The organism is Pseudomonas sp. AC211, assembly GCF_979258055.1.
The window spans coordinates 1384933-1411073 of record NZ_OZ409830.1 but is presented as its reverse complement, the minus strand read 5'-3'; the positions used below and the strand labels follow the sequence as shown (position 1 = coordinate 1411073).

Genomic DNA, 26141 nt, shown 5'->3' with positions numbered 1-26141 from the left:
CCTACTGTTTCGAGGGAGTCGCCGCCTGCAATTGCTGTTCTTTCCAACGCTCAAGATTGCGTTCCAGCAAGGCTTGCGGGGCACCAGAGGCGGCCAATTCTGTCATTTTTTTCGCCAGTTGTCCGCGTAGCCACGGCTCGTTGCAAGCCGAGTTGAACGACAACGTCAGGTACAGGCCTTCGCTGGAAATCGGCGGCTCAAGGGCTTCAAGGTCGGCGGTCATGCCCAGGGTTTCGGCCAGCGCCAGGCCCGGATAACGTTCATACAACACGTAGTCGGTGCGTTCCAGCAGCAGCTTTTGATACGCCTGGGTAAGGCTCGGTACGGTTTCCAGGCTGAGGTTGTCTTTGGCGTAGTGGTCGAAGGCCTGGCCGAAACTGTTGTTCACCAAGGTGCCACCGGTGTGCAGGCGCAGGTCGTCCCACTGGGCATACGGGAAGCCTTTGCCGCGTTTTACCCAGACCACGCTGCTGGTTTCCAGAAACGCGGGATGCACGTAATCCATGGTTTCCAGACGGGACAATGTGAGGAATGCGCCGGCAATCATGTCGACCCGCCCGGTGCGCACTTCTTCCTGCGCGCGCGACCAGGGGCCGGTGTAGATCACGTCAATGGTGAGGTTGAGTTCTTTGCCCAGTTGCTTAAGCAAGTCCGCGTTGGCGCCTATCAGCTGCTTAGGGTTGGCCGGGTCGCGCCATAAATAAGGAGGGTATTCCGGGTTACCAGTCGCCACCAGGCGTTCACACTTTCCAGCAGCAGCGCTCAAGCCTGGCAAACCGGCGAGCAGCAACAACAGCGCGATAAGGTGGCGTATCTGCATCAGCGGGTTTCCCGAACTGAACGTTGGTTGGGGGTGACGGCCTGGTGTGCCGACCACACACAGCGTCATGCTAGCTTAGACGAATTGAAATAATTATTGGCGATAAGGACGGTCCATGAAAAAACTACTCGTTGGGTTTGCGATCTGCGTGGCAGCAATTGCCGCGTTGCTGTACTTCTCCCCCGCCACCCTGATGGCCACGGCTCAATTTGCCGAACGGCAAATGGCCGGGCTGAGCAGCGAGCAGACCATGGTCGGCGACCTGAGCATCCACTATTACCAGGGCGGCCCGGCCGATGGCGAAACCATTCTGATGATTCACGGTTTCGGCGCCAACAAAGACAACTGGCTGCGCTTCGCCAAATTCTTTACCAAGCGCTATCAGGTGATCGCCATCGACCTGCCCGGCTTCGGCGATAGCAGCAAACCGAATGCCAGCTACGACGTGGGCACCCAAGCCGAACGCGTTGCCGCTTTCGTAAACACCCTGGGCCTGAAAAAACTGCACGTGATTGGCAACTCCATGGGCGGCCAAATTGCCGCGCTGTATGCCGCGCGCCACCCGGATGAAGTGCTCTCTGTGGGCCTGCTGGACAATGCCGGCATCACCTCACCGAAGAAAAGCGAGCTGTACGAAATGCTCGAACGCGGCGAGCCGAACCCGCTGGTCGCGCGTGACGCCGAGAGCTTCGCCAAGCTGGTGGCCTTCGTGTTCGTTGAGCCACCGGCGATGCCGAAGAACCTGCAGCGCTACATGGCTGAGCAGGCGAGCGCCAGAAGCGAGCAAAATGACAAAGTGTTCAGCCATCTGCGCGAGCGCTACATTCCGCTGGAACCGGAGCTGCCAAAAATTCAGGCGCCGACGTTGCTACTGTGGGGCGACAAGGATCGCGTGCTGGATGTGTCGAGCATCGAGGTGATGAAGCCGCTGCTGAAAAAGCCAACCGTGGTGATCATGAAAGACTGCGGCCATGTGCCGATGATCGAGCGGCCAGAAGAAACCGCCAGTCACTACCAGGCGTTTCTGGATAGCGTCAAAGCTAAGGTGTCAGGCATAAAAAAACCCGCTCAGTGAGCGGGTTTTTTTATTGGGCGGGAAGCGCGGGTTAAACCAGCTTTTCCAGCTCCGGTACAGCTTCGAACAAGTCCGCAACCAGACCGTAATCGGCAACCTGGAAGATCGGCGCTTCTTCGTCTTTGTTGATGGCGACGATGACTTTGGAGTCTTTCATACCGGCCAAGTGCTGGATGGCGCCGGAAATGCCGACCGCAATGTACAACTGCGGTGCGACGATTTTACCGGTTTGGCCAACCTGCATGTCGTTCGGTACGAAACCGGCGTCGACAGCGGCACGGGATGCACCACGGCAGCGCCGAGTTTGTCGGCCAGTGCGTACAGGTGTTTGAAGTTGTCACCGTTCTGCATGCCACGACCGCCGGAAACGACGATTTTGGCAGCGGTCAGCTCAGGACGGTCGGACTTGGCCAGCTCTTCGCCAACAAAGGACGACTTGCCAGCATCAGCCGGGCCGCTCACTGCTTCAACAGCAGCAGAACCGCCAACAGCCGCAACCGGATCGAAACCGGTGGAACGCACAGTGATCACTTTCACGGCAGCCGAAGACTGCACAGTAGCGATGGCGTTACCGGCGTAGATCGGACGCTGTGAAGGTGTCGGCGCTTTCTACCGAGATGATCTCGGAGATTTGATCAACATCCAGTGCAGCGGCAACGCGCGGCAGGATGTTTTTGCCGTTGGAAGTAGCGCTAGCCAGGATGTGGCTGTAGCTCTTGCCAAGGTCAGCGATCAGCGGCGCAACGTTTTCTGGCAGTTGGTTAGCGTAGGCAGCGTTGTCAGCTACCAGCACTTTGGAAACGCCAGCGATCTTGGCAGCAGCTTCCGCAGCAGCGCCGGCATTGCTGCCAGCAACCAGTACGTGAATGTCACCACCGATTTTTGCAGCAGCAGCCACAGTGTTCAGAGTGGCTGGCGCCAGGGCGGAATTGGTGTGTTCAGCGATAACCAGGATAGTCATTTAGATTACCTTCGCCTCGTTCTTCAGTTTCTCGACCAGTTCAGCAACCGACTTGACCTTTGATGCCTGCGCTGCGAGCAGCCGGCGCTTCAACTTTCAAGGTTTTGACGGTAGACGAGGTGGAGACGCCCAAAGCGTCTGGAGTCAGAGTCTCCAGCGGCTTCTTCTTGGCTTTCATGATGTTCGGCAGCGACGCGTAGCGCGGTTCGTTCAGGCGCAGGTCGGTGGTCACGATAGCGGGCAAGTTCAACGCAACGGTCTGCAGACCGCCGTCGATTTCGCGGGTGACGTTAACCTTGTCGCCAGCCACTTCAACCTTGGAGGCGAAAGTGCCTTGCGCGTAGCCGCTGAGGGCAGCGAGCATCTGGCCGGTCTGGTTGTTGTCGCTGTCGATGGCTTGTTTGCCGAGGATGACCAGCTGAGGCTGCTCTTTATCCACAACAGCCTTGAGCAGCTTGCAGCCACGGCGAGCGAGTTCAGCTCTTCCGCGGTATCAACCAGAATGGCGCGGTCAGCACCCAGAGCCAGCGCGGTGCGCAGTTGCTCTTGAGCGGTGCTCAGGCCGATGGAAACCACGACGATCTCGGTAGCCACGCCTTTCTCTTTCAGGCGGACGGCTTCTTCCACAGCGATTTCGCAGAAGGGATTCATCGACATTTTTGACGTTGGCGAGATCAACGCCGGAGTTGTCCGCTTTGACGCGAACCTTGACGTTGTAGTCAACCACTCGTTTGACAGCTACAAGAACCTTCATGGATTCCTCGTTACTCTCCGGTGAATAAGAAGTCGCCAAAAGACAATGGCGGGTGATGCTCGTCGGCCGGAACCGACGGTCAGCCTACAGCACGGCCAGCGCAAAACCGCCCGTATCTTGACCGTATCGCCCAAACGGGTCAATACGACAAAATGGCCACTTTAAGCCGTGTAAACCTGATTCTAGCAGGCTATTGAGAAATTCAAACAAACGTTTGTATTGGACCCGTCGGGGTCCGTGGATATAATGCGCCGACACAGCTCACGGAACGAGCCCGATCCTCAAATAAAACATAGATAGAGCCTGAGTAGGAGATTGCCTGTGGAACGCGAATTTATGGAGTTCGACGTCGTCATCGTTGGCGCCGGCCCAGCGGGCCTGTCCGCCGCCTGCCGACTGAAGCAGAAAGCCGCCGAAGCGGGTAAAGAGATCAGCGTCTGCGTGGTCGAGAAAGGCTCCGAAGTCGGCGCCCACATCCTCTCCGGCGCCGTGTTCGAGCCCCGCGCACTGAACGAGCTTTTCCCCGACTGGAAAGAGCTTGGCGCCCCGCTCAACACGCCGGTCAAGCGCGACGACATCTATATGTTGAAAGACGCCGAAGCCGCCATCAAAGTGCCGAACCTGTTTGTGCCTAAAACCATGCACAACGAAGGCAACTACATCATCTCCCTCGGCAACCTCTGCCGCTGGCTGGCGCAACAGGCTGAAAACCTGGGCGTGGAAGTCTATCCAGGCTTCGCCGCGCAAGAAGCGCTGATCGACGAAAACGGCGTGGTCAAAGGCATTCTGACCGGCGACCTGGGCGTTGACCGCGAAGGCCATCCAAAAGAAGGGGTGTACACCCCCGGCATGGAATTGCGCGGCAAGTACACCCTGTTCGCCGAAGGCTGCCGTGGCCACATCGGCAAGCAGCTGATCAAGAAGTACAACCTCGACAGCGACGCCGACGCCCAGCACTACGGCATCGGCATCAAGGAAATCTGGGACATCGACCCAGCCAAACACGAGCAAGGCCTGGTGCTGCACACCGCCGGCTGGCCGCTGGACATCGTCGGCACCGAGAACACCGGTGGTTCGTTCCTCTATCACCTGGAAAACAACCAGGTAGTAGTTGGCCTGATCGTCGACCTGTCCTACGCCAACCCACACCTGTCGCCGTTCGACGAGTTCCAGCGCTACAAGCACCACCCGGTGATCAAGCAGTACCTGGAAGGCGGCAAGCGCGTTTCCTACGGCGCCCGCGCCATCTGCAAAGGCGGCCTGAACTCGCTGCCGAAGATGGTCTTCAACGGCGGCGCGCTGATCGGTTGCGACCTTGGCACCCTGAACTTCGCCAAGATCAAAGGCAGCCACACCGCCATGAAGTCCGGCATGCTCGCCGCTGACGCCGTGGCCGATGCCCTGTTCGCCGGTAGCGAAGGCGGCGACCTGCTCAATGGTTACGTCGAGTCGTTCAAAGCCAGCTGGCTGTACGACGAGCTGTTCCGCAGCCGCAACTTCGGCGCGGCGCTGCACAAGTACGGTCCGCTGCTGGGCGGCGCCAACTTCGTTGACCAGAACCTGTTCGGCGGCAAAATCCCGTTCACCCTGCACGACAACAAGCCGGATTACGCCTGCCTGAAGACCGCTGCAGAGTCGAAGAAAATTGCCTACCCGAAACCGGACGGCAAACTCAGCTTCGACAAGCTGAGCTCGGTATTCCTCTCCAACACCAACCATGAAGAGGAACAACCTTGCCACCTGAAGCTGATCGACCCAAGCATTCCGCTGCTGAAAAACCTGCCGCTCTACGACGAGCCTGCGCAGCGTTATTGCCCAGCGGGCGTGTATGAAATCGTGACGCAGGAAAACGGCGAGAAGAAATTCCAGATCAACGCCCAGAACTGCGTGCACTGCAAAACCTGCGACATCAAAGACCCCGCCCAGAACATCAACTGGGTGGCGCCCGAAGGGGCTGGCGGTCCGAACTACCCCAACATGTAAGTCGGGTGTAGAACTAAAAAAGGGCTCCCTCGGGCGCCCTTTTTTATGTCTTGAATTTGGACCTCAAAAGCATCGAGGCTGATGCCTCTCCTACAGGAATCGGTGTATTTGTGGGAGAGGCTTTAGCCTCGATTCCTGCAAACTTCAATTAGCCACATGGCGCAATCGTCACCTATTCGCGGCATCAATCCGGCTGTGGCGCAATGGGGAAAAACTCGCCGCTGCTCCATACGCCCAGCCAGCTTTGGCCATCGATGTCGCGGGGCACCGCCAACTCGACCAACTGATAAAACACGTTGCGGTGAATCAGCGCCTCCAGGTTGGTGCGCACATGCACATACGGCGCGGGCTCCTCGGTCGTCGGGTCGATCACAAAGCGCATCGGGTGCTCCGGCCCCGCCTCGGTCACGTCTTCCACGTTGGTGGTAAAGCGCAGCACCTGCGCCTCGCCCTCGCCTTCCACATCAACGCTGACGGCTACGAACGGCGCGTCATCGACGGTGATGCCGACCTTCTCAACCGGAGTAATCAGAAAATAGTCATCGCCGTCGCGGCGGATGATGGTGGAGAACAGGCGCACCATGGGTTTACGACCAATCGGCGTGCCCAAGTAATACCAAGTGCCGTCCCGGGCGATGCGCATGTCGATGTCGCCGCAGAAATCCGGATTCCACAGGTGCACCGGTGGCAGGCCTTTGCTTTTGGGAATTTGCCCGAGCAGGTCGCCCGCCTTGCCTGGATCACTCATGCCCTCTCCTCTCTATTCATTCAAACCCAGCAGACGACGCGCGTATTCCTGCATGGGCGGCCCAACCAAGTCGTCGGGCTTGTTGTCGTATAGCGTCAGAAAACCACCACGGCTTCGAATGCGCGCGGTATCCACCAGGTAGCGCGTGTTGGTCTCGATCAGCATCACTTGAATCACGCTGTGGTCGACACCCAGGCGATCCAGCGCTTCCTGATCGTTCCATTCATCCTCAGTGCCGATGCGATCATCAGCGCCGGCGAACCGCGTATGCAACAGGTAATTCGCGCCCGCCGCCCGCGCCTGGCTCAGCGCTTCGTCCAAGCCCGCCGGCTGCTTGGCGCGACGGACCATTGGAAAATATTCGACAAAGCCGTTGAACGCCTGTTCCGCCACTATGTTGGGGCGCGGCGCATGGCCGCCCGGCGGCACGAAATGCCCCTGGGCTATATAGATGAAGGAATCGGCCTGCAAACGCCACGGGCTGGACCGGCGGATATCGCTGTGGTCGAGCAACCCGGCATCGCTGAGTTGATTGAGAGCGCCATCGCTCAAGTCGCTGACTTTCATGCAGCCCCCGAGGGCCAGCAGCGTCAGCAGCATAATCAGGTTACGCATAGTGAGTCTCCGCACGTCGGTGACAGAAAGCCGACGCATAACGCGCAGGCTTGCAGCTTCCGCGCCAGGCTTCAACTCAACGCCCAGAGAACGCTCACTTCACGGCCAGGAAAACCAGGAACGAGGTAGTCAGCGCGCCAGTTGCCACCAGCGCAAACGAGGTATACGCCGGCAGTCCGAGACTCGCACCCACCGTGATCGCGGCGGCCGCGCAGCTCATTTGCAAAAACCCGAGCAGTGCCGAGGCAGTACCGGCTTGCTTGCCAAATGGATGCAGCGCAATGGCCGTACCCAGCGGATTAACAAGCCCCATTCCCAATAGAAAAACCGTCTGAGACACACAAAACGCCACGAAATTATCGGGCGCAACGAACAACCCAGCGCTTCCCGCCAACGCCGCCACGATGCCACAACGGCCGACGAATGCGGGGCCTTTGACGCGCGCCAGACGCGGCGCCGTAAATCCCGCGCCGAAGACCACGAAAACGGTGGCGGCGAAAAACACGCCCAGTTGCAGCGACGACAAGCCGAAGCCGCCCATCAAGATCGCCGGAGCCATGGAGAAAAACGCGTAGAGCGTGCCGATCACCAAACTCACCGACAATGCCGGCGCAATGAAACGGCGATCCAGCAGCAACTGCTTGTAGCTCGAAAGAATCGCGCCGATCGAGAGCTTCACCCGGTTGTCCGCGCCATGGGTTTCGCCCAGCCGCGCCGCGTAGTGAACGGCCAGCACCACCGCGAGGATCGCCACGAAACCGAACGTCGCACGCCAGCCGAAAAAGCTGCTGAACAATCCGCCGAGTAGCGGCGAAAACCCCGGCGCAGCGGCCATAGCCACCATGATCATCGCCAGCGTGCGGGCAAGCTCATCGCCGTCAAACAAGTCGCGGGCGATAGCGCGTGACAGCACCGACGTCGCGCAAACCCCCAGCGCTTGAACGATTCGCCCGGCGATTAGAACGGATAGCGTGTGCGACATCGCGCAGACGGCACTGCCCACAACGAACAACACCACGCCCGCCATCACCAACCGGCGACGACCGAAGCGGTCCGACAGCGGCCCGACAAACAACTGGCCCAAGGCAAACGCCAGGAAAAAGCTGCTAAGTGTGGCGCTGAGTTCAGTCACCGAAGCGCCTAGATCGCCCGCCATCGCAGGGAAGGCCGGAAGAATGATATTGGTCGCCAGCGCACCGAGGGCGGCGAAACCTGCCAACAGAAACAACAACTCTCCAGTCAGGCGGATTGGCGTCTTCATCGTCGCTACGTTTTCCTGCGCGGGCAGGCGATTGTGTTCAGTGGTTTCCATCGCGGACATCCGTATGGCTGCAGTGCAACAAGCCCGTAGGCGAGGGAAGAGCCGAGTGGTAGTCGGGCTCTGCGTTAATAATCAACGTGGGTTCAGCGCGTGACATCGGCTTCTTCGCCGAGCGAGGCGATACAGCCGTCGAGCAGCTCGTGCAGCAAGGCGACCCGCTCGACACCGAGCTGTTCGTTCAGCACCGTCTGCGCTTGCTTCCAGGCCACCAGGCCCTCCTCCCGCTTGGCCTTGCCAGCGTCGGTCGCCTCAACCAGACGGCTTCTTGCATCCCCCCGGCGCCCACGGCAACCCAGCCCTGCGTCACCAACGGCTGCATATTTCTGCTCAAGGTCGAGGCATCCATTTGCATGCGTTTTGCCAGGTCGCTGGGGCGAATCGGCCCGAGTTTGACGATGAAAGAAAGCAGCGCGTACTGCGTATTTTTAAGACCGGACTGCGCGACAAAGCTGTCGTAGTGACGCGTGACGATACGGGTCAGCTGACGAAGCTTGAGGTTGGTACAGCCCTGAGGGGTGATTGGCTTGTTCATGGACATGAGTGTATATGCAACAGTTGCATATGCAATCATTCACGCGACGAGTAAGTTCGGCGCGAAGCGTGATCGAAGGGAGAGAGTGTTGCGAAGAACCGCGCCCCCGTGGGCGAGAGGCACGGATAACGAGTTAGCCGCCGATGATTTTCATCACGGTAACGCCGCCAGAAAAGGCGACCTCCTGCTTGTCCCCCAGCGCTTTCATCAATAGTCCTTGCAGCGCAGGCAAAGCTTGGTGGCGGGGGTTTTTCCAGCAGGTCGCCAACGTAGTGGCGATTGCTCGACGACAGGCAACCATGCAACCAGCCGGTGGACGACAGGCGCAGGCGAGAACAGGTACGGCAGAACGGCACGCTTTCGTTGGCAATAACGCCAAAATAGCCGTGGCCGGGAATTTGATAACGCAGCGCCGTAGCATCCAGCGGCGCGTCGGCTTGTTGGTAGTCGTAACGCTCGCCAATCATTTCCAGCAGCGCCGGCATGCTGATGAATTGCTGCTGAAAGCTGTTGCCATCACGGGCCAGGTGGCCCATGCGCATCAGCTCGATAAACCGCAGCTCGAAGCCACGCTCCAGGCAGTAATCAAGCAGCGGCAGCACTTGATCAAGGTTTTGGCCCCGCAGCGGCACCATGTTCAGTTTGATTTTCATGCCCGCCGCCCGCGCCTGTTCCAGACCGTCGAGCACGGTGGCCAGGTCGCCACCGCGAGCGATTCGGCGGAACGCGGTCGGGTCGAGGGTGTCGAGGGAAACATTCAGTCGGCGGATACCGGCTTCGCGCAGAATCGGCAGTTTTTTCGCCAGCAACTGACCGTTGGTAGTCAGGCTGATATCGCGCAGGCCCAGCGTGCTGACGCCTTGCAACAGCGCCTCCAGCTTGGGACTGACCAGCGGCTCGCCACCGGTAATGCGCAGTTGCTCGATGCCGGCCGCCTCGATCAGGTAAGCCACGCCACGCACCAGCGCATCGGCCGAGAGTTCGTCTTGCGCTGCGACCAGGCGTTTACCGTCTGGCACGCAATACGTACAGGCGTAGTTACAGGCGGCGGTCAGACTGATCCGTAAATTGCGGAAGCGCCTGCCCTGACGGTCAACGATCATGGATGACTCCGGCGAAGAATAGGCCGGAGTATAAGCCTGCGGTTAGCCAATCTGCATGCCGTACATGCCCAAATAGACTGACTGAATGGGCTCAGATGACTGGAGGCTCGCCATCGCGCTTGCGCTTGTTGCCCATGCGCACGCCGATGTCCATCAGGAATTGGAAGAAGCCTTCCTGGTCTTCCAGCACATTGCTCCAGAACGGCGAGTGGTACAGCGCCACGGCGCCGTGCACCAGCGCCCAGGCCGCGCAGTAATGGAAGTACGGCGGAACGTCTTCCAGCTTGCCTTCGGCGATACGGCCTTTGATCAGCAAGGTCAGGCGTTCGAAGTTGGACGCGCGAATTTTATGCAGCTGCTCGACCATTTCCGGCACTTGATTGCCCTTGACCACTTTCTCTTCCAGGCGGTCGAACAGGCGATAGCGCTGCGGGTCGCGCATGCGGAATTCGAAATAGGCGCGGGACAACGCTTCCTTGTCGCGGTCCACGTCGGCCGAATGCAGCAGTTCGTTCAAATCCCGCTCGTAGTCGAGCATCAGACGCAGATACACCTCAGCCTTGGATTTGAAGTGCTTATAGATAGTGCCTTTGCCAATCCCTACGGCGTCGGCGATCATCTCGACCGTGACGCTATCCTCACCCTGTTCTAGGAAGAGTTTCAGCGCGACATCGAGAATCTCTTGCTCGCGGCGGCGAAATTCACGGATCTTTCGGGGTTCTTTCTGCATAGGAAGAGACTGCGGAGGTCAAAAATCGAAGCCGCGTATTATGCCTATTTAGTGCCAAATTGCACGGATCATCAGACCATGTACGCCTTTCATGACGAGTTTAAGCAAGATCCTGGCTTGCGCTATCTCAATCACGCCGCCGTAGCCCCATGGCCACGACGCGCCGCGCAGGCAGTTGCGCAGTTCGCTGAACAGAACGTGCTGCTGGGCGCGCGTGACTATGCCGATTGGATGAATATTGAGCAGCGCCTGCGCGAACGCTTTATGCGTCTGCTTAATGCGCCGTCCACCGACGACGTGGCGCTGGTGAAAAACACTTCCGAGGCTCTGTCGTTTGTGGCGTTCGGTCTGGACTGGCAGCCAGGCGAGCAAATCATCATCAGCGATGAAGAGTTCCCGTCCAACCGCGTGGTATGGGAGGCCCTGGCGCCATTGGGCGTCGAGGTGGTGCAAGTAAGCCTTAGCGGTCTCGACCCCGAGCAGAACCTGCTCAACGCCTGCGGCCCGAAAACACGTTTGATGGCCATCAGCGCCGTGCAATTTGCCAGCGGCCTGCGCCTGGACTTAACCAAGCTCGGCCATGGCTGCCGCCAGCGCGGCGTGCTGTTTTGCGTGGACGCCATCCAGCAGTTGGGCGCGCAGCCGTTCGACGTTCAAGCCAATCAATGCGACTTCGCCATGGCCGATGGGCACAAATGGCTGCTCGGTCCTGAAGGCCTGGGGGTTTTCTACTGCCGTGCGGAAATGCGTGAGCAACTAAAACTGCACGAATACGGCTGGCACATGCTCGAGCGAATGGGCGACTACACACGCACCGACTGGGAGCCTGCCCGCAGCGCCAGGCGTTTCGAATGCGGCAGCCCGAACATGCTCGGCGCCATGGCGCTTGAAGCGAGCCTGTCGCTGTTGGAGGAAGTGAGCATGGTGCGCGTGGGCGAGTTGATTGAAGAGCGCGTGCAATGGCTGCAAGACGGGCTCACCGCCCTGCCCGGCCTCACGCTGCACTCGCCACTGAATCCGCTGCGGCGGGCGGGCATCATCACCTTTAGCGTTGAGGGGCATGACACGCAGGCGCTATATCAGAAATTGAAAGCGCAGGACGTGGTGTGCATTCCGCGCGGCAAAGGCATCCGTTTGTCGCCGCACTTTTACACCGAAGCGCGGGTGATAGAGGAAACCCTGGCGGTGCTTCAGCAGGCAATTGCTGGCTGAGCACTCAACAGCGGCGCCGGTATTCCAAATATGTTTAAGCAGGCGGTTGGCGGCACTGGCGGATCAGCGAAGTTCGCCAATACTGATGGTTACTGGCGTGGGCATCTCCCCCAAGTGCCGCGCCAGCCAAGGTACCGTGGACTGTGTACCTTGATTTACTCCTAATGGTCTTAACCCGGATTCATCCCCCAGAGTCCGGGTTTTTTTTCATTTCGGTTTTATAGCTGCTGCGCTCGGTCTGGCTGCGTTGGACTGGGTGTGCGAGATGCTCATTGGCTTGATGCCAACTCCGCTCTCTCCCACCCAGTCCGCCTTGCCAGACCTTCGCTCGCGACGCTCTAAAAGCGAAATGTGCGTTTGGCCATGAAGAGCGAGATCAAGGGCGGCTTCGCTTTGCTGGCCAGGGGCAAGGGCGAGGTCGAGGGCGGCTTTGCTTTGCTCGCCAAGGGCAAAGGCGAGATCAAGGGCGGCTTTGCTTTGCTCGCCAAGGGCAAGGGCGAGGTCAAGGGCGGCTTTGCTTTGCTCGCCAAGGGCAAGGGCAAGGGCAAAGGTTGTCGGTTTTGTAGGAGAGGCTTTAGCCTCGATGCTTTTGCGGGTGACGCGATTACTTCAAGCGGATAGCGGATCAACCGGCTACATGAGCAAGAGGGAACAGGCGTTTGAAGTTTTCGGTGGTCTGCCGGGCGAACGTTTCGTAGTCGACGCCGCGGTGGTTGGCGAGGAATTCGGCGACTTCGCGCACGTATTGGGGCAGGTTGGGTTTGCCGCGATACGGGATCAGGAGCGAGGTAGGGGGAGTCGGTTTCGACCAGCAGGCGGTCGGCGGGCACTTGGCGGGCGACTTCGCGTAAGGCGTCGGCGTTGCGGAAGGTGACGATGCCGGACAAGGAGATGTAGAAGCCCAGGTCGAGCGCGGCCTTGGCCATGGGCCAGTCTTCGGTGAAGCAGTGCAGCACGCCGGCGGTGGACAAGGCAGCTTCACGCAGCAGTTCAAGCGTATCGGCGCGAGCTTCGCGGGTGTGGACGATGACGGGTTTGCCGGTGATTTTCGCCGCTTCCAGATGCAGACGAAACGCTTCGCGCTGCAACTCGGCGGCTTCCAGTTCGTAGTGGTAGTCCAGGCCGGTTTCACCAATGGCGACCACGCGCGGGTGGTTCAGCTCGTTCAGCAGCCAGTCCAGCGCCGGGGCGGCGCCGGGCTCGAGGTCCAGCGGGTGCACGCCAACTGAGCAGTCCACGTCGGCGTAGCGCTCGGCCAAACCTTTTACGGCGGCGGCGTTATCGGCACTGACGCCGATGCAAAGGAAATGGCCGACGCCCCGCGCCCGCGCGGCGTCCAGCGCAGCATCGAGCGAGCCGCCGTGAATGGCGAGGTCGAGGCGGTCAAGGTGACAGTGGGAATCTACCAACATGCGCAGCGGGGCTTACATCGTGTGGGTCGGGCGGTCGGAAGTCAGCGCGCCCGCGAGGTAGGTTTCGATTTTGTTGCGGGCGGTGTTATCGCCGTCGTTGAACTGCACGCCGACGCCAGCGGCACGATTGCCTTGGGCGCCTTTTTGGGGGTAATCCATACGACTTTACCGGCGACCGGAATTTTTTCCGGTTCGTCCATCAGGTTGAGCAACATAAACACTTCGTCGCCCAGCTTGTAGCTTTTGTTCGTAGGAATGAACAAACCGCCGTTTTTAATGAAGGGCATGTACGCGGCATAGAGCACGGACTTGTCCTTGATGGTCAGGGACAGGATTCCGTTACGCGGGCCAAGATTCGGTGGCATGCTCATGCTGCATTCCTAGCTTACTGATTCAAGGGCTGATTCTAGCCTTGTCCGGGCAGGCTTGCCCACTGCACAAGCAGTGCTTCGAGTAGCAAAACGCGATTCAAGTTGGCTTTGCCCAATACTTTTTGACGCTGCGCCAGCAGCTATTCCTAATCCGCCAACACCTTGGCCTGCCCCGACTTGTCCGCCAGGTACTGCACCACCTTGCGCATATCGGCCAAACCCAAACCGTCTTCGTCTTTGGTGAGCTGGTAACGCAGCGTCAGTTGCGTCCATTCGCAAAACCAGTCGAACAATTGCAGCAGCGGAATGCTGTTCCAGCCTTCGGCCAATTGGCTTGCTGCCACCTGCTGCTTGAGAAGTTTCTTCACGCCGTCGACGACCTGGGCACGTTGCTCGCGAACGCCTTGGGCATTCAACTTGACCGCGTTCAACGGCGAGCCGGCGGCCAAGGTCAGCAGTTCGACGCGCTCCTCGGCGCTGCAATCCGGCAATGCGTCCGCCAACCACGCCAGGCTCTGCGCCTCGCTCGGCAACGGGCAGGCTTGCTGCACGCAGCGGCTTTTCACCGTTGGCAGCAAACGGCTCGGCTGATGGCACACCAGCAACAGCACCGTGTCGCCAGAAGGCTCTTCCAGGCTTTTAAGCAATGCGTTGGCGGCGTTCAGGTTCATCGACTCGGCCGGTTCAACCAGCACGACCTTGCGGCCACCCATCTGCGAGGTCTGCACCACGAAGCCAACCAGCTCACGCACTTGGTCGACCTTGATGGCTTTGTCGGCCTCTTCTGGCTCAAGAATAAAGTTGTCGGGGTGCGTACCGGCCGCCAGCAACACGCAGGATTTGCACTTGCCACACGCTCGCAGATTCTCTGGTGCGCGGCAAAGCAGCGCGGCCATCAGGTTTTCTGCCAGCGCCCGTTTACCAATCCCCGCAGGGCCGTGCAACAAGTAAGCGTGCGCGTGCTGCGCGCGGCCAGCCAGGGTTTGCCAAAGACTGGTCTGCCAGGGAAAAACCTCAGCCACGGGCGCGCTCCAGTAACTCGGGTAGAAGGCCATCCAGCGCTACTTGCACGTCGCTGAGTGACTGCGCGGCATCCACCACGCGATAGCGCTGCGGGTGCGCTTCGGCGCGTTGCAGATACGCGTGACGAACCGCATCGAAGAACGCCCTGCCCTCCTGTTCGAACCGGTCCAGCCGGCCACGCGCGCTGGCGCGGGCCAGGCCGACCTCAACGGGCAAGTCGAATATCAGGGTCAGATCAGGCCGCAAGTCGCCCTGAACAAAGCGCTCAAGCTCGGCGATACGATCCTGCGGCAGGCCACGACCGCCGCCCTGATAGGCGTAGGTCGCGTCGGTGAAACGGTCACAAAGCACCACGGCACCACGGGCGAGCGCCGGGCGAATCACCTGCGCCAGATGTTGTGCACGGGCGGCGAAAACCAGCAGCAGCTCGGTGTCGGCCGCCATCCGCTCATCGCTGGGGGCCAGCAGCAATTCCCGAACACGTTCGGCAAGCGGCGTGCCGCCAGGCTCGCGGCTGAGCACCACGTCCAGCCCTGCAGCCCGCAGATGCTCGGCCAGGTACTCGCGGTTGGTGCTTTTGCCGGCGCCTTCCGGGCCTTCGAGGGTAATAAACAGGCCAGTCACGGGTGGTCCTTTCAATAGCTATTGCACAGCCGGCGCGGGCGCGGGGCTGGAGCGGTAGTCGGCGCGTCGCTTGAGCTGAAACTCGCGCACTGCTCGGTTGTGGTTGTCGAGGTCGTCGGAGAATACATGGCTGCCATCGCCACGGGCGACAAAATACAAGCTCTTGCCGTCGACCGGATGAAGCGCCGCATGGATGGCCTCTCGACCCACCATGGCAATGGGTGTGGGCGGCATACCGGCGATCATGTAGGTGTTGTAAGGCGTAGCCTCGCGCAGATGGGCGCGGGTTAATTTGCCGGTGTAACGCTCGCCCAAGCCGTAAATGACGGTGGGATCGGTCTGCAACTGCATGCCCTGTTGCAGCCGACGAACGAACACGCCAGCAATCTGCCCACGCTCTTGCGGCACGCCGGTTTCCTTCTCGATCATCGAGGCCATGATCAGCGCGTCGTAGGCGTCTTTGTAGGGCAGGTCGGCGTTGGTGTCGCGCTGTTTCCATTCTTCATCCAGCACAGCGGCCAGCCGCGCGAAGGCTTGCTTGAGCAGATCGGTATCGCTCATGCCACGGACATAGCGGTAGGTATCGGGAAAGAATCGCCCTTCAGGGAAAACGCCACGTTGACCGATGCGCTCCATGACTTGCGCATCCGTAAGCTCGGTGATGGTCTGTTCCAGTTTGATTTGCTTGGCCAAGGCCGCGCGCACCTGACGGAAATTCCAGCCTTCCACCAGCGTGAGGCTGTATTGCACGACATCGCCACGCTGCCAGAGGGTCAGCATGTCTTTAGCCGTCGCGCCTGGATTGAGCTGGTATTCACCGCTATGCAGCGCTTGCCCGGAAAGGTTGAAGCGCCAGTAAATTCGCAGCCAGAACGCGCCGTTAAGCACCCCTTCGCTTTCCAATCGATTGAGCACGCCGCCCGGCGTCGCGCCGGCTGGTACTTCCATGACGTAACCCGGTGGAACATTCAGCGTCTGTTTCAGCGCGCTGTTTTGCTGCCACACAAAGAACGCCAGCAGCAGACCAGCCAGCAGCACTCCGCCTTCCAATAGCAGCAGTAATTTTCGAATCACGAATTAGCAGTCCAGTAGGTCGCGGGCAAGGCGTTGCAGTTTACGGGTGAGCGGTCCAACGGGCCAGCGATGCGCTTGCAGCGCGCACACCGGCCAAACGCCGTACAGACTATTGCAGACGAACACCTCGTCGGCCGCCAGCAATTGCGCCTGACTGACCGCCTCGATTGCCATCTGAATGCCAAGACCTTCAGCGCGCGCCAACAGCTCGGCACGCATCACGCCGGCGACACCGGAGCGGCTTAGCTCAGGCGTGATCAGCACGCCGTCGCGGACGATAAAGAGGTTGCTGTAAACGCCTTCGATCACGCGGTCGGACACGTCCAGCATCAGCCCCTCAGCGTGCTCGCTGTCGTGCCACTCGGAGCGTGCCAGGACCTGCTCAAGCCGATTGAGGTGCTTGAGGCCGGCCAATAACGGCTGCTCTGCCAAGCGGGTGACGCACGGGAACAAGCGAATGCCCAGCTCGGCATTAACGGCCGGGTACGCTGGAAAAGAAGACGCCAGCAGGATGCGTCGCGCCTTGCCATCCGCTGGCGCCGCGTAGCCACGCAACCCCTCGCCGCGAGTGACGATGAGCTTGGCCACGCCATCGCCGACTTCGGCCGAAAAGGCCAGCAATTCGGCACGAATTAGCGTGAGGTCAGCGGAAATGAATAAGCGTGTGCAACCCTCAGCCAGTCGCGCCAGATGGCGCTCAAGCAATTGCGGGCTGCCGCGTTTGACACCGATGGTTTCGAACAGACCGTCGCCATAAGCAAGGCCGCGATCCATAACGGAAGCGGCCTCTGCTGGGCGCCCATCGACCCAGCTCAACATCACTCGGTGAACCGGCGGAACACCAGAGAGCCGTTAGTGCCGCCAAAGCCGAACGAGTTGGACACCACGATATCGATGGGCATCTGGCGTGCTTCGTTGGCAACGAAGTCGAGGTCACAGCCTTCGTCCGGTTCTTCCAGGTTGATGGTCGGTGGTGCGACCTGATCACGAATGGCCAGCACGCTGAAGATTGCCTCCACAGCACCGGCAGCACCGAGCAGATGGCCGGTCATCGATTTGGTCGAGCTGACCGCCAACTTGTACGCGTGATCGCCGAAAACGGTTTTAACCGCTTGGGCTTCAGCCAAGTCGCCCGTAGGCGTCGAGGTGCCGTGGGCGTTGATGTATTGGACCTGGTCAGTATTGACGTTGGCATCGCGCAGGGCATTGCGGATGCAGCGCATGGCGCCGGCGCCGTCTTCGGGCGGCGAAGTCATATGGTAAGCGTCACCGCTCATGCCGAAACCGATGAGCTCGGCGTAGATATGCGCACCGCGTGCCTTGGCGTGCTCAAGTTCTTCAAGTACCAGAGCGCCGGCGCCGTCGGCGAGTACGAAACCGTCACGGCCTTTGTCCCACGGACGGCTGGCGCGGGTTGGGTCGTCGTTGCGCGTAGACATTGCCCGCGCAGCGGCAAAACCGCCAATGCCCAGACCGCAGGCGGCCATTTCAGCGCCTCCGGCGATCATCACGTCGGCTTCGCCGTAGGCAATGTTGCGCGCCGCCATGCCGATGCAATGCGTACCGGTGGTACAGGCCGTGGCGATGGCGTAGTTCGGCCCCTGCAAACCCAGGTGGATCGACAGGAAGCCGGAAATCATGTTGATGATCGAACCCGGCACAAAAAAACGGCGAAATACGCCGCGGGCCTTGGTCGAACAGGGCTTTGCAGTTGTTTTCAATGTTGGTCAGGCCGCCAATGCCTGAACCCATGGCTACGCCGATGCGCTCACGGTTGGCGTCGGTGACTTCCAGCCCGGCATCACGCACCGCTTGAAAGCTGGCTGCGAGCCCGTACTGAATGAACAGGTCAATTTTGCGAGCATCTTTGGCCGAGAGGTATTCCTCGACGTTGAAGCCTTTCACCGAACCACCGATACGGGTGGAAAAGGCAGAAAGGTCCGTATGCTCGATCAGGCCAATACCGCTTTGGCCGGCCAAAATGCCCTGCCAGCTGCTTGGAACATCGGTACCCAGGGGCGACAACATGCCCATACCGGTGACCACGACGCGTCTACGCGACACAGCAATCTCCTCTTATGCGTTTACACAGCGTCCGACGGACGCTTAAAGAAAAAACCGCACGCCTTGTGGGCAGTGCGGCTTTTCCAGGTCGGGAGTCGACGATTACGGGTTATTACGCGTGAGCGGTAACGTAATCGATAGCTTCCTGAACGGTGGTGATTTTTTCGGCTTGCTCGTCCGGGATTTCGGTTTCGAATTCCTCTTCCAGAGCCATCACCAGTTCAACGGTGTCAAGAGAGTCGGCACCCAGGTCTTCGACGAAGGAAGCGCTGTTGGTTACTTCCTCTTCCTTGACGCCAAGTTGCTCGGCAACGATTTTCTTGACGCGTTCTTCGATGGTGCTCATACCTTGTTTTCACTCCTAATGAACAAATCCAGGCAGCTGGTCTGTGTGTAAGTGTATAGAAAGGGTTTTGCGCATTTCAAGCTGAATGCCGTAGCCCTTCTGGGTCACTCCAACGATATGTCTATAAACCAGTTGCAGCTTTATAACGGATTTTAGACAGCTCGTATGACAGTTTTCCGCAGGGCGGCGTCACATTCAACTCATATACATTCCGCCATTCACCGGAATAGTAGCCCCGGTCACGTAAGCTGCGCCATCGGAAGCCAGGAAAGACACCACGTTAGCGATCTCTTCGGCCTGGCCCAAACGGCCCAGCGGAATCTGTGCCTGAAGCGCTTCACGCTGTGCTTCGGGCAGCTCGCGGGTCATATCGGTGTCAATAAAACCTGGCGCAACCGAGTTAACGGTAATCGCCCGCGAACCTACTTCACGCGCCAGGGCACGACTGAAACCTTCCAGCCCGGCCTTGGCTGCCGCGTAGTTTACCTGCCCGGCGTTGCCCATGGCGCCCACCACCGAACCGATATTAATAATTCTGCCCCAGCGCGCCTTGGTCATGCCGCGCAGGACCGCTTTGGTGACGCGATACAGGCTGCTGAGATTGGTGTTGATAACGTCGTGCCATTCTTCATCTTTCATACGCAGCATCAAGTTGTCGCGGGTGATGCCAGCGTTGTTGACGACGATAAGCGGTGCGCCGAACTGCTTCGAAATGGCGTCCAGCACGGTGCTTACCGACTCGTCACTGCCAACATCAAGGACCAGGCCAGCGCCCTCGATGCTGTTGGCTTTGAAGTACTCGGTAATTTTCGCAGCACCCGATTCAGACGTAGCGGTACCCACAACGGTTGCGCCCTGACGGCCCAATTCAAGGGCGATGGCCTGCCCAATACCACGACTGGCGCCGGTGACCAGCGCGACCTTTCCTTGCAGACTCATGGAAGCTTCTCCTAATCAGGCCAGCGCCGCGCGGGTGGCGGCGTAGGCGTCTGGGGTGTCGAGATTGTAAGTGTTGATGCCTTTGACGCAGCGCTTGTTCAAACCCGACAACACTTTGCCAGGACCGCACTCGACCAGATTGGTCACGCCCGCCTCGGACAGCCGCACGATGGACTCAACCCAACGAACCGGGTTGTAAAGCTGGGCAAGCAAGTCGCGTTTGAGCACTTCCAGGTCGTCGACCACGGCCGCGCTGACGTTTTGTACCAGCGCAATTTGCGGCGCTTTCCAGGCGATGGCAGTAACCGACTCGGCGAACTGCTCGGCCGCCGGACGCATTAACGCGCAGTGCGACGGCACACTGACCGGCAACGGCATTGCACGCTTGGCGCCACGGGCTTTGCACGCCTCGATGGCGCGCTCCACCGCTGCAGCCGAGCCGGCAATTACCACTTGGCCTGGCGCATTGAAGTTCACCGCGCTAACCACATCACCCTGCGCCGCTTCGGCGCAAGCCGCCAAGACGTCAGCATCTTCCAGCCCGAGAATGGCTGCCATGCCGCCCTGCCCGGCCGGAACCGCTTTCTGCATCAACTGACCACGACGTTCGACCAGTTTCACCGCATCAGCAAATTCCAGGCTGCAAGCGGCGACCAGCGCCGAGTACTCGCCCAGACTGTGCCCGGCGACAAATGCCGGGCGCGCGCCGGATTCGGCCAACCAGACACGCCACAGCGCAACCGAAGCGGCCAGAATGGCGGGCTGGGTTTTGTCGGTTTGATTGAGGTTTTCTTCAGGCCCGGTCTGGGTCAGCGCCCAGAGGTCATAACCCAAAGCTTCAGAAGCTTCGGCAAAGGTATCAAGCACCAGCGGTTGCTGTGCGCCATGCTCGGCCAGCATTCCCAGAGACTGTGAGCCTTGGCCTGGGAAGACGAATGCGAGGGATGCAGACATGTTGAACGGTCCCTAATGGTCTTATCGTCGGGAGAATTACGCACGAGCAAGTCGTGCCTAACAAACTGACAGTTGGATGACAGGCCACCGACTGCAGTCACATCGGCGGTTACGCATTACAACAACAGATGTTCGAGACGCCCATGCAGGCGCTGGGGTAGATCTTCGCGTACTTCCATGACCGCTCGGCGAATGGCGCTTTCGAAGCCTTCTGGCCCTGCAGCGCCATGGCTTTTTACCACGATGGCCTGCAAACCGAGAAAACTGGCGCCGTTATGTCGCGCGGGCGCAAGTTCGCCTTGCAACCGTTTGAGGACAGGTAACGCCAGCGATCCAATCAGTCGAGAGCCGAGGTTCTGCTTGAACAGCGCCTCCATCCGCGCCGAGATCATCGACGCCAGCCCCTCGCTGGATTTCCAGCAGAATATTGCCAACAAAACCGTCGCAAACCACTACATCCGCCTCGCCACGATACAGGCCGTCGCCCTCGATAAAACCGATGTAGTTCAATTCAGCGACCGGCTGCAAAAGACTCGCCGCCAGTTTCACCTGCTGATTGCCTTTGACGTCTTCGGTGCCCACGTTCAATAGCGCAATGCGAGGACGCACTACACCAAGCGCTTCGGCCGCTACGGCGCCCATCACGGCAAACTGGTAAAGATGTTCAGCGCTGCAATCGACGTTTGCGCCCAGGTCCAGCAACTGGCAATGGCCGCGCTGGGTTGGGATGGCCGTCATCATTGCCGGACGGTCGATACCGGGCAGCGTCTTTAATAAATAACGCGACAACGCCATCAGCGCGCCAGTATTGCCGGCGCTGACGCACGCTTGCGCGCGACCGTCTCGCACCAACTCCAGCGCCACGCGCATTGAAGAGTCGGGCTTGCTGCGCAACGCCTGGGCAGGACGATCATCCATCGCGATGACCTCGCTGGCCTGCTCAAGATGCAGACGAGCGCGATCGACAGCCGGATGGCGTGCGATGAGTTCATTCAGTAAAGAGGTTTGGCCGACGAGGACCAGGTGTAACGAGGGGGAATTCAGCCAAGCAAGCAATGCAGGCTGGAACAATGCTGTGGGGACCGAAGTCCCCACCCATTGCGTCAATCGCGATGATCGGAGCGGACAAGGATTACTCGTCAGCGCCCTTGTCGATCACTTTACGGCCACGGTATACGCCTTCTGGCGATACGTGGTGACGCAGGTGAACTTCACCGGTGCTCTTCTCTACGGAGAGAGTTGCAGCGTCGAGAGCGTCGTGCGAACGACGCATATCGCGTGCGGAGCGGGATTTTTTGTTCTGCTGAACAGCCATAATTAATAACTCCTAAACGTTTGGGTCACGCTTTAACTGTGCCAATACACTGAACGGGTTGGACCGCGATACCTCGTCCTCGCTCGGTTCAGGCTCTTCAAGGCCTGCCGGTTGCTGGCAATCTTCTGGATCATGCATAGGGACGATGGGCAAGGCGAGCAACAGCTCCTCCTCGATCAACGCCGGCAGATCCAATGGATCCTCACCCAATTCCAGCACGTCGTAGCCTTGCGGCACAGACTGGGTATTCCCACCTTCTTTCACCACAGCGTAACTGCACTCGCTGTGTATAGGCAGGGCGACCAGCTCCAGACAACGCTGACAAACCATCTTGACCTCAACGTCGATCGAGCTATGCATCACTGGCGATCTGCGCTCATCGCGTTCGAAAACAAACTTCGCACGGACGACACCGACATCGTCGGAAAGCGGATCGCAGAGACGCTGCAAACTGGCTAGCGGCAGCTCACCTTCAAGGGTGGCACCACGATCTGCCAGTTTGCGCGGATCAACGTGAGGAGGAATCGGGCCATTCAACATAGGCGCAGCATTCTAGGGATGCACCCCTGCTCTGTCAAAGGGAAATTCAGCCTGGGCGCCAAGGGGTTGGCTGAGTAGAATCGCAGCGATTACAAAGGAATAGCCATGCCCTCGCTCCTCCTCGCCTCAAGCTCTGCCTACCGTCGCGAGCTGTTGTCCCGACTTCGCTTGCCCTTTACATGTGCGAGCCCGGATATCGACGAAACGCGCCTTCCCGACGAAACACCCCAAGCTTCTGGTGCTGCGCCTGGCGGAACAAAAAGCCAGAGCGCTTGCCGAGCACTATCCGCACCACCTGATTATCGGTTCGGACCAAGTGGCCGTACTAGGTGATGAGGTGCTCGGCAAACCCCACGACTTCGCTCGCGCCCATCGCCAACTCAGCAACGCCAGCGGTAAGAGCGTGACATTTCTTACCGGACTGGCCCTGCTCAATAGCGAAAGCGGAATCTGCCAGGTCGACCACGTGCCGTTCACGGTGCACTTTCGGGAGCTCGACGCTGAGCGCATCACGCGTTACCTGGAAGCAGAGCAGCCGTATGACTGCGCCGGCAGCTTCAAGGCCGAAGGACTGGGCGTTAGCCTTTTCCGCGCCACCGAAGGCAGCGACGCGACGAGCCTGATCGGTTTACCGCTGATTCGCCTGGTGGACATGCTGCTGAAGGAAGGCGTGAGCATTCCCTAACGCCTTCCTTTATATAGGGTTTGAAAAGCATCGCGGCTGAAGTCGCTCCCACGGAAACCGAAGTCACTGCAGGAGCGGCTTCAGCCGCGATTAATGCACAAGAAGCGTTAGCGATCAGCGCAAGGTCGGCCCGGAAAAGCCCATCCACATGGCGGCATGTTCCGCCACGCTGGCGCCCAACTTCTTGGCGAAGCGGTCGAACGGCGTTTCTTGCACGGTGTAATCCACCAATTCCTTCTCGCCGATCACGTCACGCGCTACGGAACTGGTGTTGCCCAGGCCATCGATCAAGCCCAACTGCAGCGCTTGCTCGCCACTCCAAATCAAGCCGGAAAACAGCTCCGGGTGCTCAGCGTCTTTCAAACGGTCACCACGACCTTGCTTCACAGCAGCGATGAATTGCTTGTGCGTGGTGGTCAGCACGCCCTGCCAGAACTCAGTTTCCTGTGCCTTCTGCGGCTGGAACGGATCGAGAAATGCCTTGTGCTCGCCTGAGGTGTAAACACGGCGATCAACGCCGAGCTTTTCCATGGTGCCGACAAAGCCGAACGTCGCCGCCGTCACCCCAATCGAGCCAACCAAGCTGGACTTATCGGCATAAATCGCATCAGCGGCGCTGGCGATGTAATACGCACCTGAAGCACCCAAGTCAGCGATTACGGCGTACACCTTGATGTCCGGGTGCTCACCGCGCAGACGGCGGATTTCGTCATAAACATAACCGGACTGCACCGGACTGCCGCCTGGGCTGTTGATACGCAGGACGATGCCCTTGGTATTCGCATCTTCAAAGGCAGAGCGCAAGCTTCCGACAATATTGTCGGCACTGGCCGCTTCTTGGTCCGCAATCATCCCGCGAATTTCGATAACTGCGGTATGAGCCGCGCTGCGCGAGCCGCCGCTTTTGGAAAAATTCAGCGCCGGCGAAAACAGCGCCAGGGCCCCAAACAGATAAATAAAGGTCAGCGCCTTGAAGAAAATGCCCCAGCGCCGAGCCCGACGCTGTTCCTGCACGCTGGCCAGCAGGGTTTTCTCCAGCAACTTCCAGCTTTTGTCGTCATTCAACTCGTTCGACATATTCACTCGCCCCTAGCGTTGGTCGAGCGTCGCGCGATTCCAACCAGGCGCGCAGCTCGGAAAAATGTTCGATCTTCAGTCGCGGACCACACTGACTCAGCGTTTCCAGCGTTTGCGCACCGTACCCAACAGCCACCGAATCCATACCAGCCCGGCGCGCCATTTCCAGGTCAAAAACCGAATCGCCGACCATCAAGGCGCGCTCCGGCGGCACACCGCAAAACGCAAGAATCTGTTCCAGCATCAGCGGCTCCGGCTTGCTCGCGGTTTCGTCGGCGCAGCGGGTGATGTCGAAAAACTCGCTCCAACCTTGATCGGCCAGCACACGGTCAAGGCCGTGCCGCCCTTTCCCTGTCGCTACCGCCAGTTGATACCCGGCCTCACGAAACGCCGTCATCGCCTCCGCCACGCCGGGAAACAGCGCAGACGGGGTTGATTCAAGCTTGAGGTAGTTCTCGCTGTAGGACTGGCGATAGCGATGGGCTAAATCTGCATCCTTTAGATCGGGATACAGCGCCACCACTACTTCGGGCAAACCCAAGCCAATGATGGCTTTCAACTCGGTGTCGCTGCGCGGTGGCAAATCACATTCGCGAGCCGCCTGGTGCAGCGCTGCCACGATACGACCGATGGAATTCACCAGAGTGCCGTCCCAGTCGAAGATCAGCAGCTGGTAATCAGACACTCAAACGCTCCACGGTTTTGCGCCACATATCGTCGACCGGCGCTTCCAACTTCAATACGCCACCTTCAGGCAGCGGCACGTGCAATTCATAGGCGTGTAAGAACAGACGCTTCCCACCCAAATCACGGATCTCGCGGGTGAAATCGTCGTCACCATATTTGGAGTCGCCTGCGATGCAATGCCCGGCATGTTTGGCATGCACGCGAATCTGGTGGGTACGGCCAGTTACAGGCTTGGCTTCCACCAACGTGGCGAATTCGCCGAAGCGGCGCAGCACGCGGAACAGCGTCAGCGCCTCTTTCCCTTCTTCGTTGATTTCCACCATGCGCTCACCGGAACGCAGGTTGCTCTTGAGCAGCGGCGCATTCACTTGCTTCTTCGCGGTCGCCCAATGCCCGCGCACCAACGCCATGTAACGCTTGTCGACGCCGTCTTTGCGCAGCGCCTCATGCAGATGGCGCAGCATGCTGCGTTTTTTGGCAATCATCAGCAGGCCAGAGGTGTCACGGTCCAGCCGGTGCACCAACTCAAGATCCTTACAGTCTGGGCGCAACTGGCGGAAGGCCTCGATCACCCCGTAATTCAAGCCGCTGCCGCCGTGAACGGCGATGCCGGCCGGCTTGTTAATCACGATCAGGGCTTTGTCTTCGAACACAATCGACGCTTCCAGGCGCTGCAGCAGCCCCTGCGCCAGCGGCACTTCTTCATCAGGCTCGGACAAGCGCAAAGGCGGCACGCGAACGATGTCGCCTGCCTGCAATTTGTATTCGGGTTTGATCCTTCCTTTATTCACGCGAACTTCGCCTTTACGCAAAATTCGGTAAATCAAGGTTTTCGGCACTCCTTTGAGGCGAGTGCGCAGAAAGTTATCGATTCGCTGACCGGCAAGTTCCGGTTCAACCTCGAGCAGCTGGACGCCGGAGGTCGGAGGGGTGGGTTCTGTCATGGCCGCGATCATAACAATTTTTTATTGATTTGAAGCACTTAATCATTGCTGCTATAGTCCCGAACGCCGCCAAAAGCGGCCCGGTTGCGGATGTTTGCCCACCTTTGCAAGCCCCTCCCGTGTGCAACGTAATTCTGGACGTAAGGCCGTCCCACGGAATATTCAAAGATAGATGGCTGAAAAGGGCCACGAATATTCCGGAAATAACGCCTTGAGCCATGACGCGCTAACT

General features: G+C 59.3%; 22 protein-coding genes and 9 pseudogenes. 5 read left to right on the top strand and 26 right to left on the bottom strand.

Features of this window, described 5'->3' with window-relative positions; translation table 11 throughout:
• Window position 1: 1 nt before the first annotated feature.
• The gene (locus ACZZZP_RS06890) at window positions 2-820 is read right to left on the bottom strand and encodes a transporter substrate-binding domain-containing protein (protein ID WP_122496852.1); all 819 of its coding nucleotides are present in this window, start codon (window positions 818-820) and stop codon (window positions 2-4) included.
• Window positions 821-935: 115 nt separating this feature from the next.
• Here ACZZZP_RS06890 and ACZZZP_RS06885 point away from each other — a divergent pair, with 115 nt between their 5' ends.
• The gene (locus ACZZZP_RS06885; RefSeq protein WP_463536394.1) at window positions 936-1895 is read left to right on the top strand and encodes an alpha/beta fold hydrolase; all 960 of its coding nucleotides are present in this window, start codon (window positions 936-938) and stop codon (window positions 1893-1895) included.
• A gap of 31 nt (window positions 1896-1926) precedes the next feature.
• Here ACZZZP_RS06885 and ACZZZP_RS06880 read toward each other — a convergent pair.
• Window positions 1927-2856, bottom strand: a pseudogene (locus tag ACZZZP_RS06880) (electron transfer flavoprotein subunit alpha/FixB family protein).
• A pseudogene (locus ACZZZP_RS06875) lies at window positions 2857-3610 on the bottom strand (electron transfer flavoprotein subunit beta/FixA family protein). It abuts the pseudogene before it with no gap.
• Between the two features lie 321 nt (window positions 3611-3931).
• On the opposite strand from ACZZZP_RS06875, the gene ACZZZP_RS06870 reads away from it, so the two are divergent.
• A complete protein-coding gene (locus tag ACZZZP_RS06870) occupies window positions 3932-5593 on the top strand; it encodes an electron transfer flavoprotein-ubiquinone oxidoreductase (protein ID WP_463536393.1) in 1662 nt (553 codons plus the stop codon).
• A 184-nt stretch (window positions 5594-5777) separates the two neighbouring features.
• Here the strand turns inward: ACZZZP_RS06870 and ACZZZP_RS06865 are convergent, their stop codons facing one another.
• From ACZZZP_RS06865 to ACZZZP_RS06835, 7 genes and pseudogenes are all read right to left on the bottom strand, one after another.
• Window positions 5778-6341, bottom strand: coding sequence for a DUF1285 domain-containing protein (locus tag ACZZZP_RS06865; RefSeq protein WP_122496842.1), 564 nt, complete (start codon window positions 6339-6341; stop codon window positions 5778-5780).
• A gap of 12 nt (window positions 6342-6353) precedes the next feature.
• Window positions 6354-6956: a DUF4823 domain-containing protein gene (locus ACZZZP_RS06860; RefSeq protein ID WP_463536392.1), complete on the bottom strand. Its 603-nt coding sequence runs from the start codon at window positions 6954-6956 to the stop codon at window positions 6354-6356.
• Between the two features lie 94 nt (window positions 6957-7050).
• A complete protein-coding gene (locus ACZZZP_RS06855) occupies window positions 7051-8268 on the bottom strand; it encodes a multidrug effflux MFS transporter (RefSeq protein ID WP_463382232.1) in 1218 nt (405 codons plus the stop codon).
• Window positions 8269-8360: 92 nt separating this feature from the next.
• Window positions 8361-8486, bottom strand: a complete 126-nt coding sequence (locus ACZZZP_RS06850; protein ID WP_463382231.1) for a hypothetical protein — start codon at window positions 8484-8486, stop codon at window positions 8361-8363.
• Window positions 8456-8809, bottom strand: coding sequence for a MarR family winged helix-turn-helix transcriptional regulator (locus ACZZZP_RS06845; RefSeq protein WP_463382230.1), 354 nt, complete (start codon window positions 8807-8809; stop codon window positions 8456-8458). Before ACZZZP_RS06845 ends, ACZZZP_RS06850 begins: the two co-directional genes overlap by 31 nt.
• 133 nt (window positions 8810-8942) lie before the next feature.
• Window positions 8943-9912: pseudogene (locus ACZZZP_RS06840) on the bottom strand (GTP 3',8-cyclase MoaA).
• A 91-nt stretch (window positions 9913-10003) separates the two neighbouring features.
• A complete protein-coding gene (locus ACZZZP_RS06835) occupies window positions 10004-10642 on the bottom strand; it encodes a TetR/AcrR family transcriptional regulator (RefSeq protein WP_122451389.1) in 639 nt (212 codons plus the stop codon).
• Between the two features lie 78 nt (window positions 10643-10720).
• Here ACZZZP_RS06835 and ACZZZP_RS06830 point away from each other — a divergent pair, with 78 nt between their 5' ends.
• The gene (locus ACZZZP_RS06830) at window positions 10721-11854 is read left to right on the top strand and encodes an aminotransferase class V-fold PLP-dependent enzyme (RefSeq protein WP_463382228.1); all 1134 of its coding nucleotides are present in this window, start codon (window positions 10721-10723) and stop codon (window positions 11852-11854) included.
• Window positions 11855-12217: 363 nt separating this feature from the next.
• A complete protein-coding gene (locus ACZZZP_RS06825) occupies window positions 12218-12475 on the top strand; it encodes a hypothetical protein (RefSeq protein WP_463382227.1) in 258 nt (85 codons plus the stop codon).
• A gap of 4 nt (window positions 12476-12479) precedes the next feature.
• Here the strand turns inward: ACZZZP_RS06825 and ACZZZP_RS06820 are convergent.
• From ACZZZP_RS06820 to ACZZZP_RS06760, 13 genes and pseudogenes are all read right to left on the bottom strand, one after another.
• Window positions 12480-13266, bottom strand: a pseudogene (locus ACZZZP_RS06820) (TatD family hydrolase).
• Between the two features lie 12 nt (window positions 13267-13278).
• Window positions 13279-13637, bottom strand: a pseudogene (locus ACZZZP_RS06815) (PilZ domain-containing protein).
• 35 nt (window positions 13638-13672) lie between these two features.
• Window positions 13673-14659: pseudogene (locus ACZZZP_RS06810) on the bottom strand (DNA polymerase III subunit delta').
• Complete coding sequence (tmk, locus tag ACZZZP_RS06805; RefSeq protein ID WP_463382224.1) at window positions 14652-15284, bottom strand: dTMP kinase; 633 nt, start codon at window positions 15282-15284, stop codon at window positions 14652-14654. The pseudogene ACZZZP_RS06810 and the gene tmk overlap by 8 nt, the downstream one beginning before the upstream one ends.
• An 18-nt stretch (window positions 15285-15302) precedes the next feature.
• Window positions 15303-16358: an endolytic transglycosylase MltG gene (gene mltG / locus ACZZZP_RS06800; RefSeq protein WP_463382223.1), complete on the bottom strand. Its 1056-nt coding sequence runs from the start codon at window positions 16356-16358 to the stop codon at window positions 15303-15305.
• A 3-nt stretch (window positions 16359-16361) separates the two neighbouring features.
• On the bottom strand, window positions 16362-17177 hold the full coding sequence (gene pabC / locus ACZZZP_RS06795; RefSeq protein ID WP_463382222.1) for an aminodeoxychorismate lyase: 816 nt from the start codon (window positions 17175-17177) through the stop codon (window positions 16362-16364).
• Window positions 17177-18422: pseudogene (fabF, locus tag ACZZZP_RS06790) on the bottom strand (beta-ketoacyl-ACP synthase II). Before fabF ends, pabC begins: the two are co-directional and overlap by 1 nt.
• Window positions 18423-18534: 112 nt before the next feature.
• Complete coding sequence (gene acpP, locus ACZZZP_RS06785; protein ID WP_058066290.1) at window positions 18535-18768, bottom strand: acyl carrier protein; 234 nt, start codon at window positions 18766-18768, stop codon at window positions 18535-18537.
• A 195-nt stretch (window positions 18769-18963) separates the two neighbouring features.
• Window positions 18964-19707 carry a 3-oxoacyl-ACP reductase FabG gene (gene fabG, locus ACZZZP_RS06780; RefSeq protein WP_463382221.1) on the bottom strand — a complete coding sequence of 248 codons (744 nt, stop codon included), beginning with the start codon at window positions 19705-19707 and terminating at the stop codon, window positions 18964-18966.
• Between the two features lie 15 nt (window positions 19708-19722).
• A complete protein-coding gene (gene fabD / locus ACZZZP_RS06775; protein ID WP_463382220.1) occupies window positions 19723-20661 on the bottom strand; it encodes an ACP S-malonyltransferase in 939 nt (312 codons plus the stop codon).
• Between the two features lie 116 nt (window positions 20662-20777).
• Window positions 20778-21790 (bottom strand): annotated as a pseudogene (plsX, locus tag ACZZZP_RS06770) (phosphate acyltransferase PlsX).
• 3 nt (window positions 21791-21793) lie between these two features.
• The gene (gene rpmF / locus ACZZZP_RS06765; RefSeq protein ID WP_108097406.1) at window positions 21794-21976 is read right to left on the bottom strand and encodes a 50S ribosomal protein L32; all 183 of its coding nucleotides are present in this window, start codon (window positions 21974-21976) and stop codon (window positions 21794-21796) included.
• A gap of 12 nt (window positions 21977-21988) precedes the next feature.
• The gene (locus tag ACZZZP_RS06760) at window positions 21989-22516 is read right to left on the bottom strand and encodes a YceD family protein (protein ID WP_463382218.1); all 528 of its coding nucleotides are present in this window, start codon (window positions 22514-22516) and stop codon (window positions 21989-21991) included.
• 105 nt (window positions 22517-22621) lie between these two features.
• Here ACZZZP_RS06760 and ACZZZP_RS06755 point away from each other — a divergent pair.
• Window positions 22622-23201: pseudogene (locus tag ACZZZP_RS06755) on the top strand (Maf family protein).
• A gap of 114 nt (window positions 23202-23315) precedes the next feature.
• On the opposite strand, the gene ACZZZP_RS06750 reads toward ACZZZP_RS06755, so the two are convergent.
• The 3 genes from ACZZZP_RS06750 to rluC are packed head-to-tail and all read right to left on the bottom strand — an operon-like array spanning window position 23316 to window position 25909.
• Window positions 23316-24278, bottom strand: a complete 963-nt coding sequence (locus tag ACZZZP_RS06750; protein WP_463382216.1) for a S49 family peptidase — start codon at window positions 24276-24278, stop codon at window positions 23316-23318.
• Window positions 24259-24963 carry an HAD-IA family hydrolase gene (locus ACZZZP_RS06745; protein ID WP_463382215.1) on the bottom strand — a complete coding sequence of 235 codons (705 nt, stop codon included), beginning with the start codon at window positions 24961-24963 and terminating at the stop codon, window positions 24259-24261. Before ACZZZP_RS06745 ends, ACZZZP_RS06750 begins: the two co-directional genes overlap by 20 nt.
• Window positions 24956-25909: a 23S rRNA pseudouridine(955/2504/2580) synthase RluC gene (rluC, locus tag ACZZZP_RS06740; RefSeq protein ID WP_463382214.1), complete on the bottom strand. Its 954-nt coding sequence runs from the start codon at window positions 25907-25909 to the stop codon at window positions 24956-24958. The genes ACZZZP_RS06745 and rluC overlap by 8 nt, the downstream gene beginning before the upstream one ends.
• Window positions 25910-26141: the final 232 nt, after the last annotated feature.

Excerpts from the sequence above, each read along its gene's own strand:
- ACZZZP_RS06855 (WP_463382232.1), bottom strand. The coding sequence starts at position 8,268 with ATGGAAACCACTGAACACAATCGCCTGCCCGCGCAGGAAAACGTAGCG.
- ACZZZP_RS06845 (WP_463382230.1), bottom strand. The coding sequence starts at position 8,809 with ATGAACAAGCCAATCACCCCTCAGGGCTGTACCAACCTCAAGCTTCGT.
- ACZZZP_RS06835 (WP_122451389.1), bottom strand. The coding sequence starts at position 10,642 with ATGCAGAAAGAACCCCGAAAGATCCGTGAATTTCGCCGCCGCGAGCAA.
- rluC (WP_463382214.1), bottom strand. The coding sequence starts at position 25,909 with ATGACAGAACCCACCCCTCCGACCTCCGGCGTCCAGCTGCTCGAGGTT.
- pabC (WP_463382222.1), bottom strand. The coding sequence starts at position 17,177 with ATGTTGAGCTGGGTCGATGGGCGCCCAGCAGAGGCCGCTTCCGTTATG.
- ACZZZP_RS06860 (WP_463536392.1), bottom strand. The coding sequence starts at position 6,956 with ATGCGTAACCTGATTATGCTGCTGACGCTGCTGGCCCTCGGGGGCTGC.
- ACZZZP_RS06890 (WP_122496852.1), bottom strand. The coding sequence starts at position 820 with ATGCAGATACGCCACCTTATCGCGCTGTTGTTGCTGCTCGCCGGTTTG.
- acpP (WP_058066290.1), bottom strand. The coding sequence starts at position 18,768 with ATGAGCACCATCGAAGAACGCGTCAAGAAAATCGTTGCCGAGCAACTT.
- fabG (WP_463382221.1), bottom strand. The coding sequence starts at position 19,707 with ATGAGTCTGCAAGGAAAGGTCGCGCTGGTCACCGGCGCCAGTCGTGGT.
- rpmF (WP_108097406.1), bottom strand. The coding sequence starts at position 21,976 with ATGGCTGTTCAGCAGAACAAAAAATCCCGCTCCGCACGCGATATGCGT.
- ACZZZP_RS06760 (WP_463382218.1), bottom strand. The coding sequence starts at position 22,516 with ATGTTGAATGGCCCGATTCCTCCTCACGTTGATCCGCGCAAACTGGCA.
- ACZZZP_RS06865 (WP_122496842.1), bottom strand. The coding sequence starts at position 6,341 with ATGAGTGATCCAGGCAAGGCGGGCGACCTGCTCGGGCAAATTCCCAAA.
- ACZZZP_RS06825 (WP_463382227.1), top strand. The coding sequence starts at position 12,218 with ATGAAGAGCGAGATCAAGGGCGGCTTCGCTTTGCTGGCCAGGGGCAAG.
- fabD (WP_463382220.1), bottom strand. The coding sequence starts at position 20,661 with ATGTCTGCATCCCTCGCATTCGTCTTCCCAGGCCAAGGCTCACAGTCT.
- ACZZZP_RS06830 (WP_463382228.1), top strand. The coding sequence starts at position 10,721 with ATGTACGCCTTTCATGACGAGTTTAAGCAAGATCCTGGCTTGCGCTAT.
- ACZZZP_RS06750 (WP_463382216.1), bottom strand. The coding sequence starts at position 24,278 with ATGTCGAACGAGTTGAATGACGACAAAAGCTGGAAGTTGCTGGAGAAA.
- ACZZZP_RS06885 (WP_463536394.1), top strand. The coding sequence starts at position 936 with ATGAAAAAACTACTCGTTGGGTTTGCGATCTGCGTGGCAGCAATTGCC.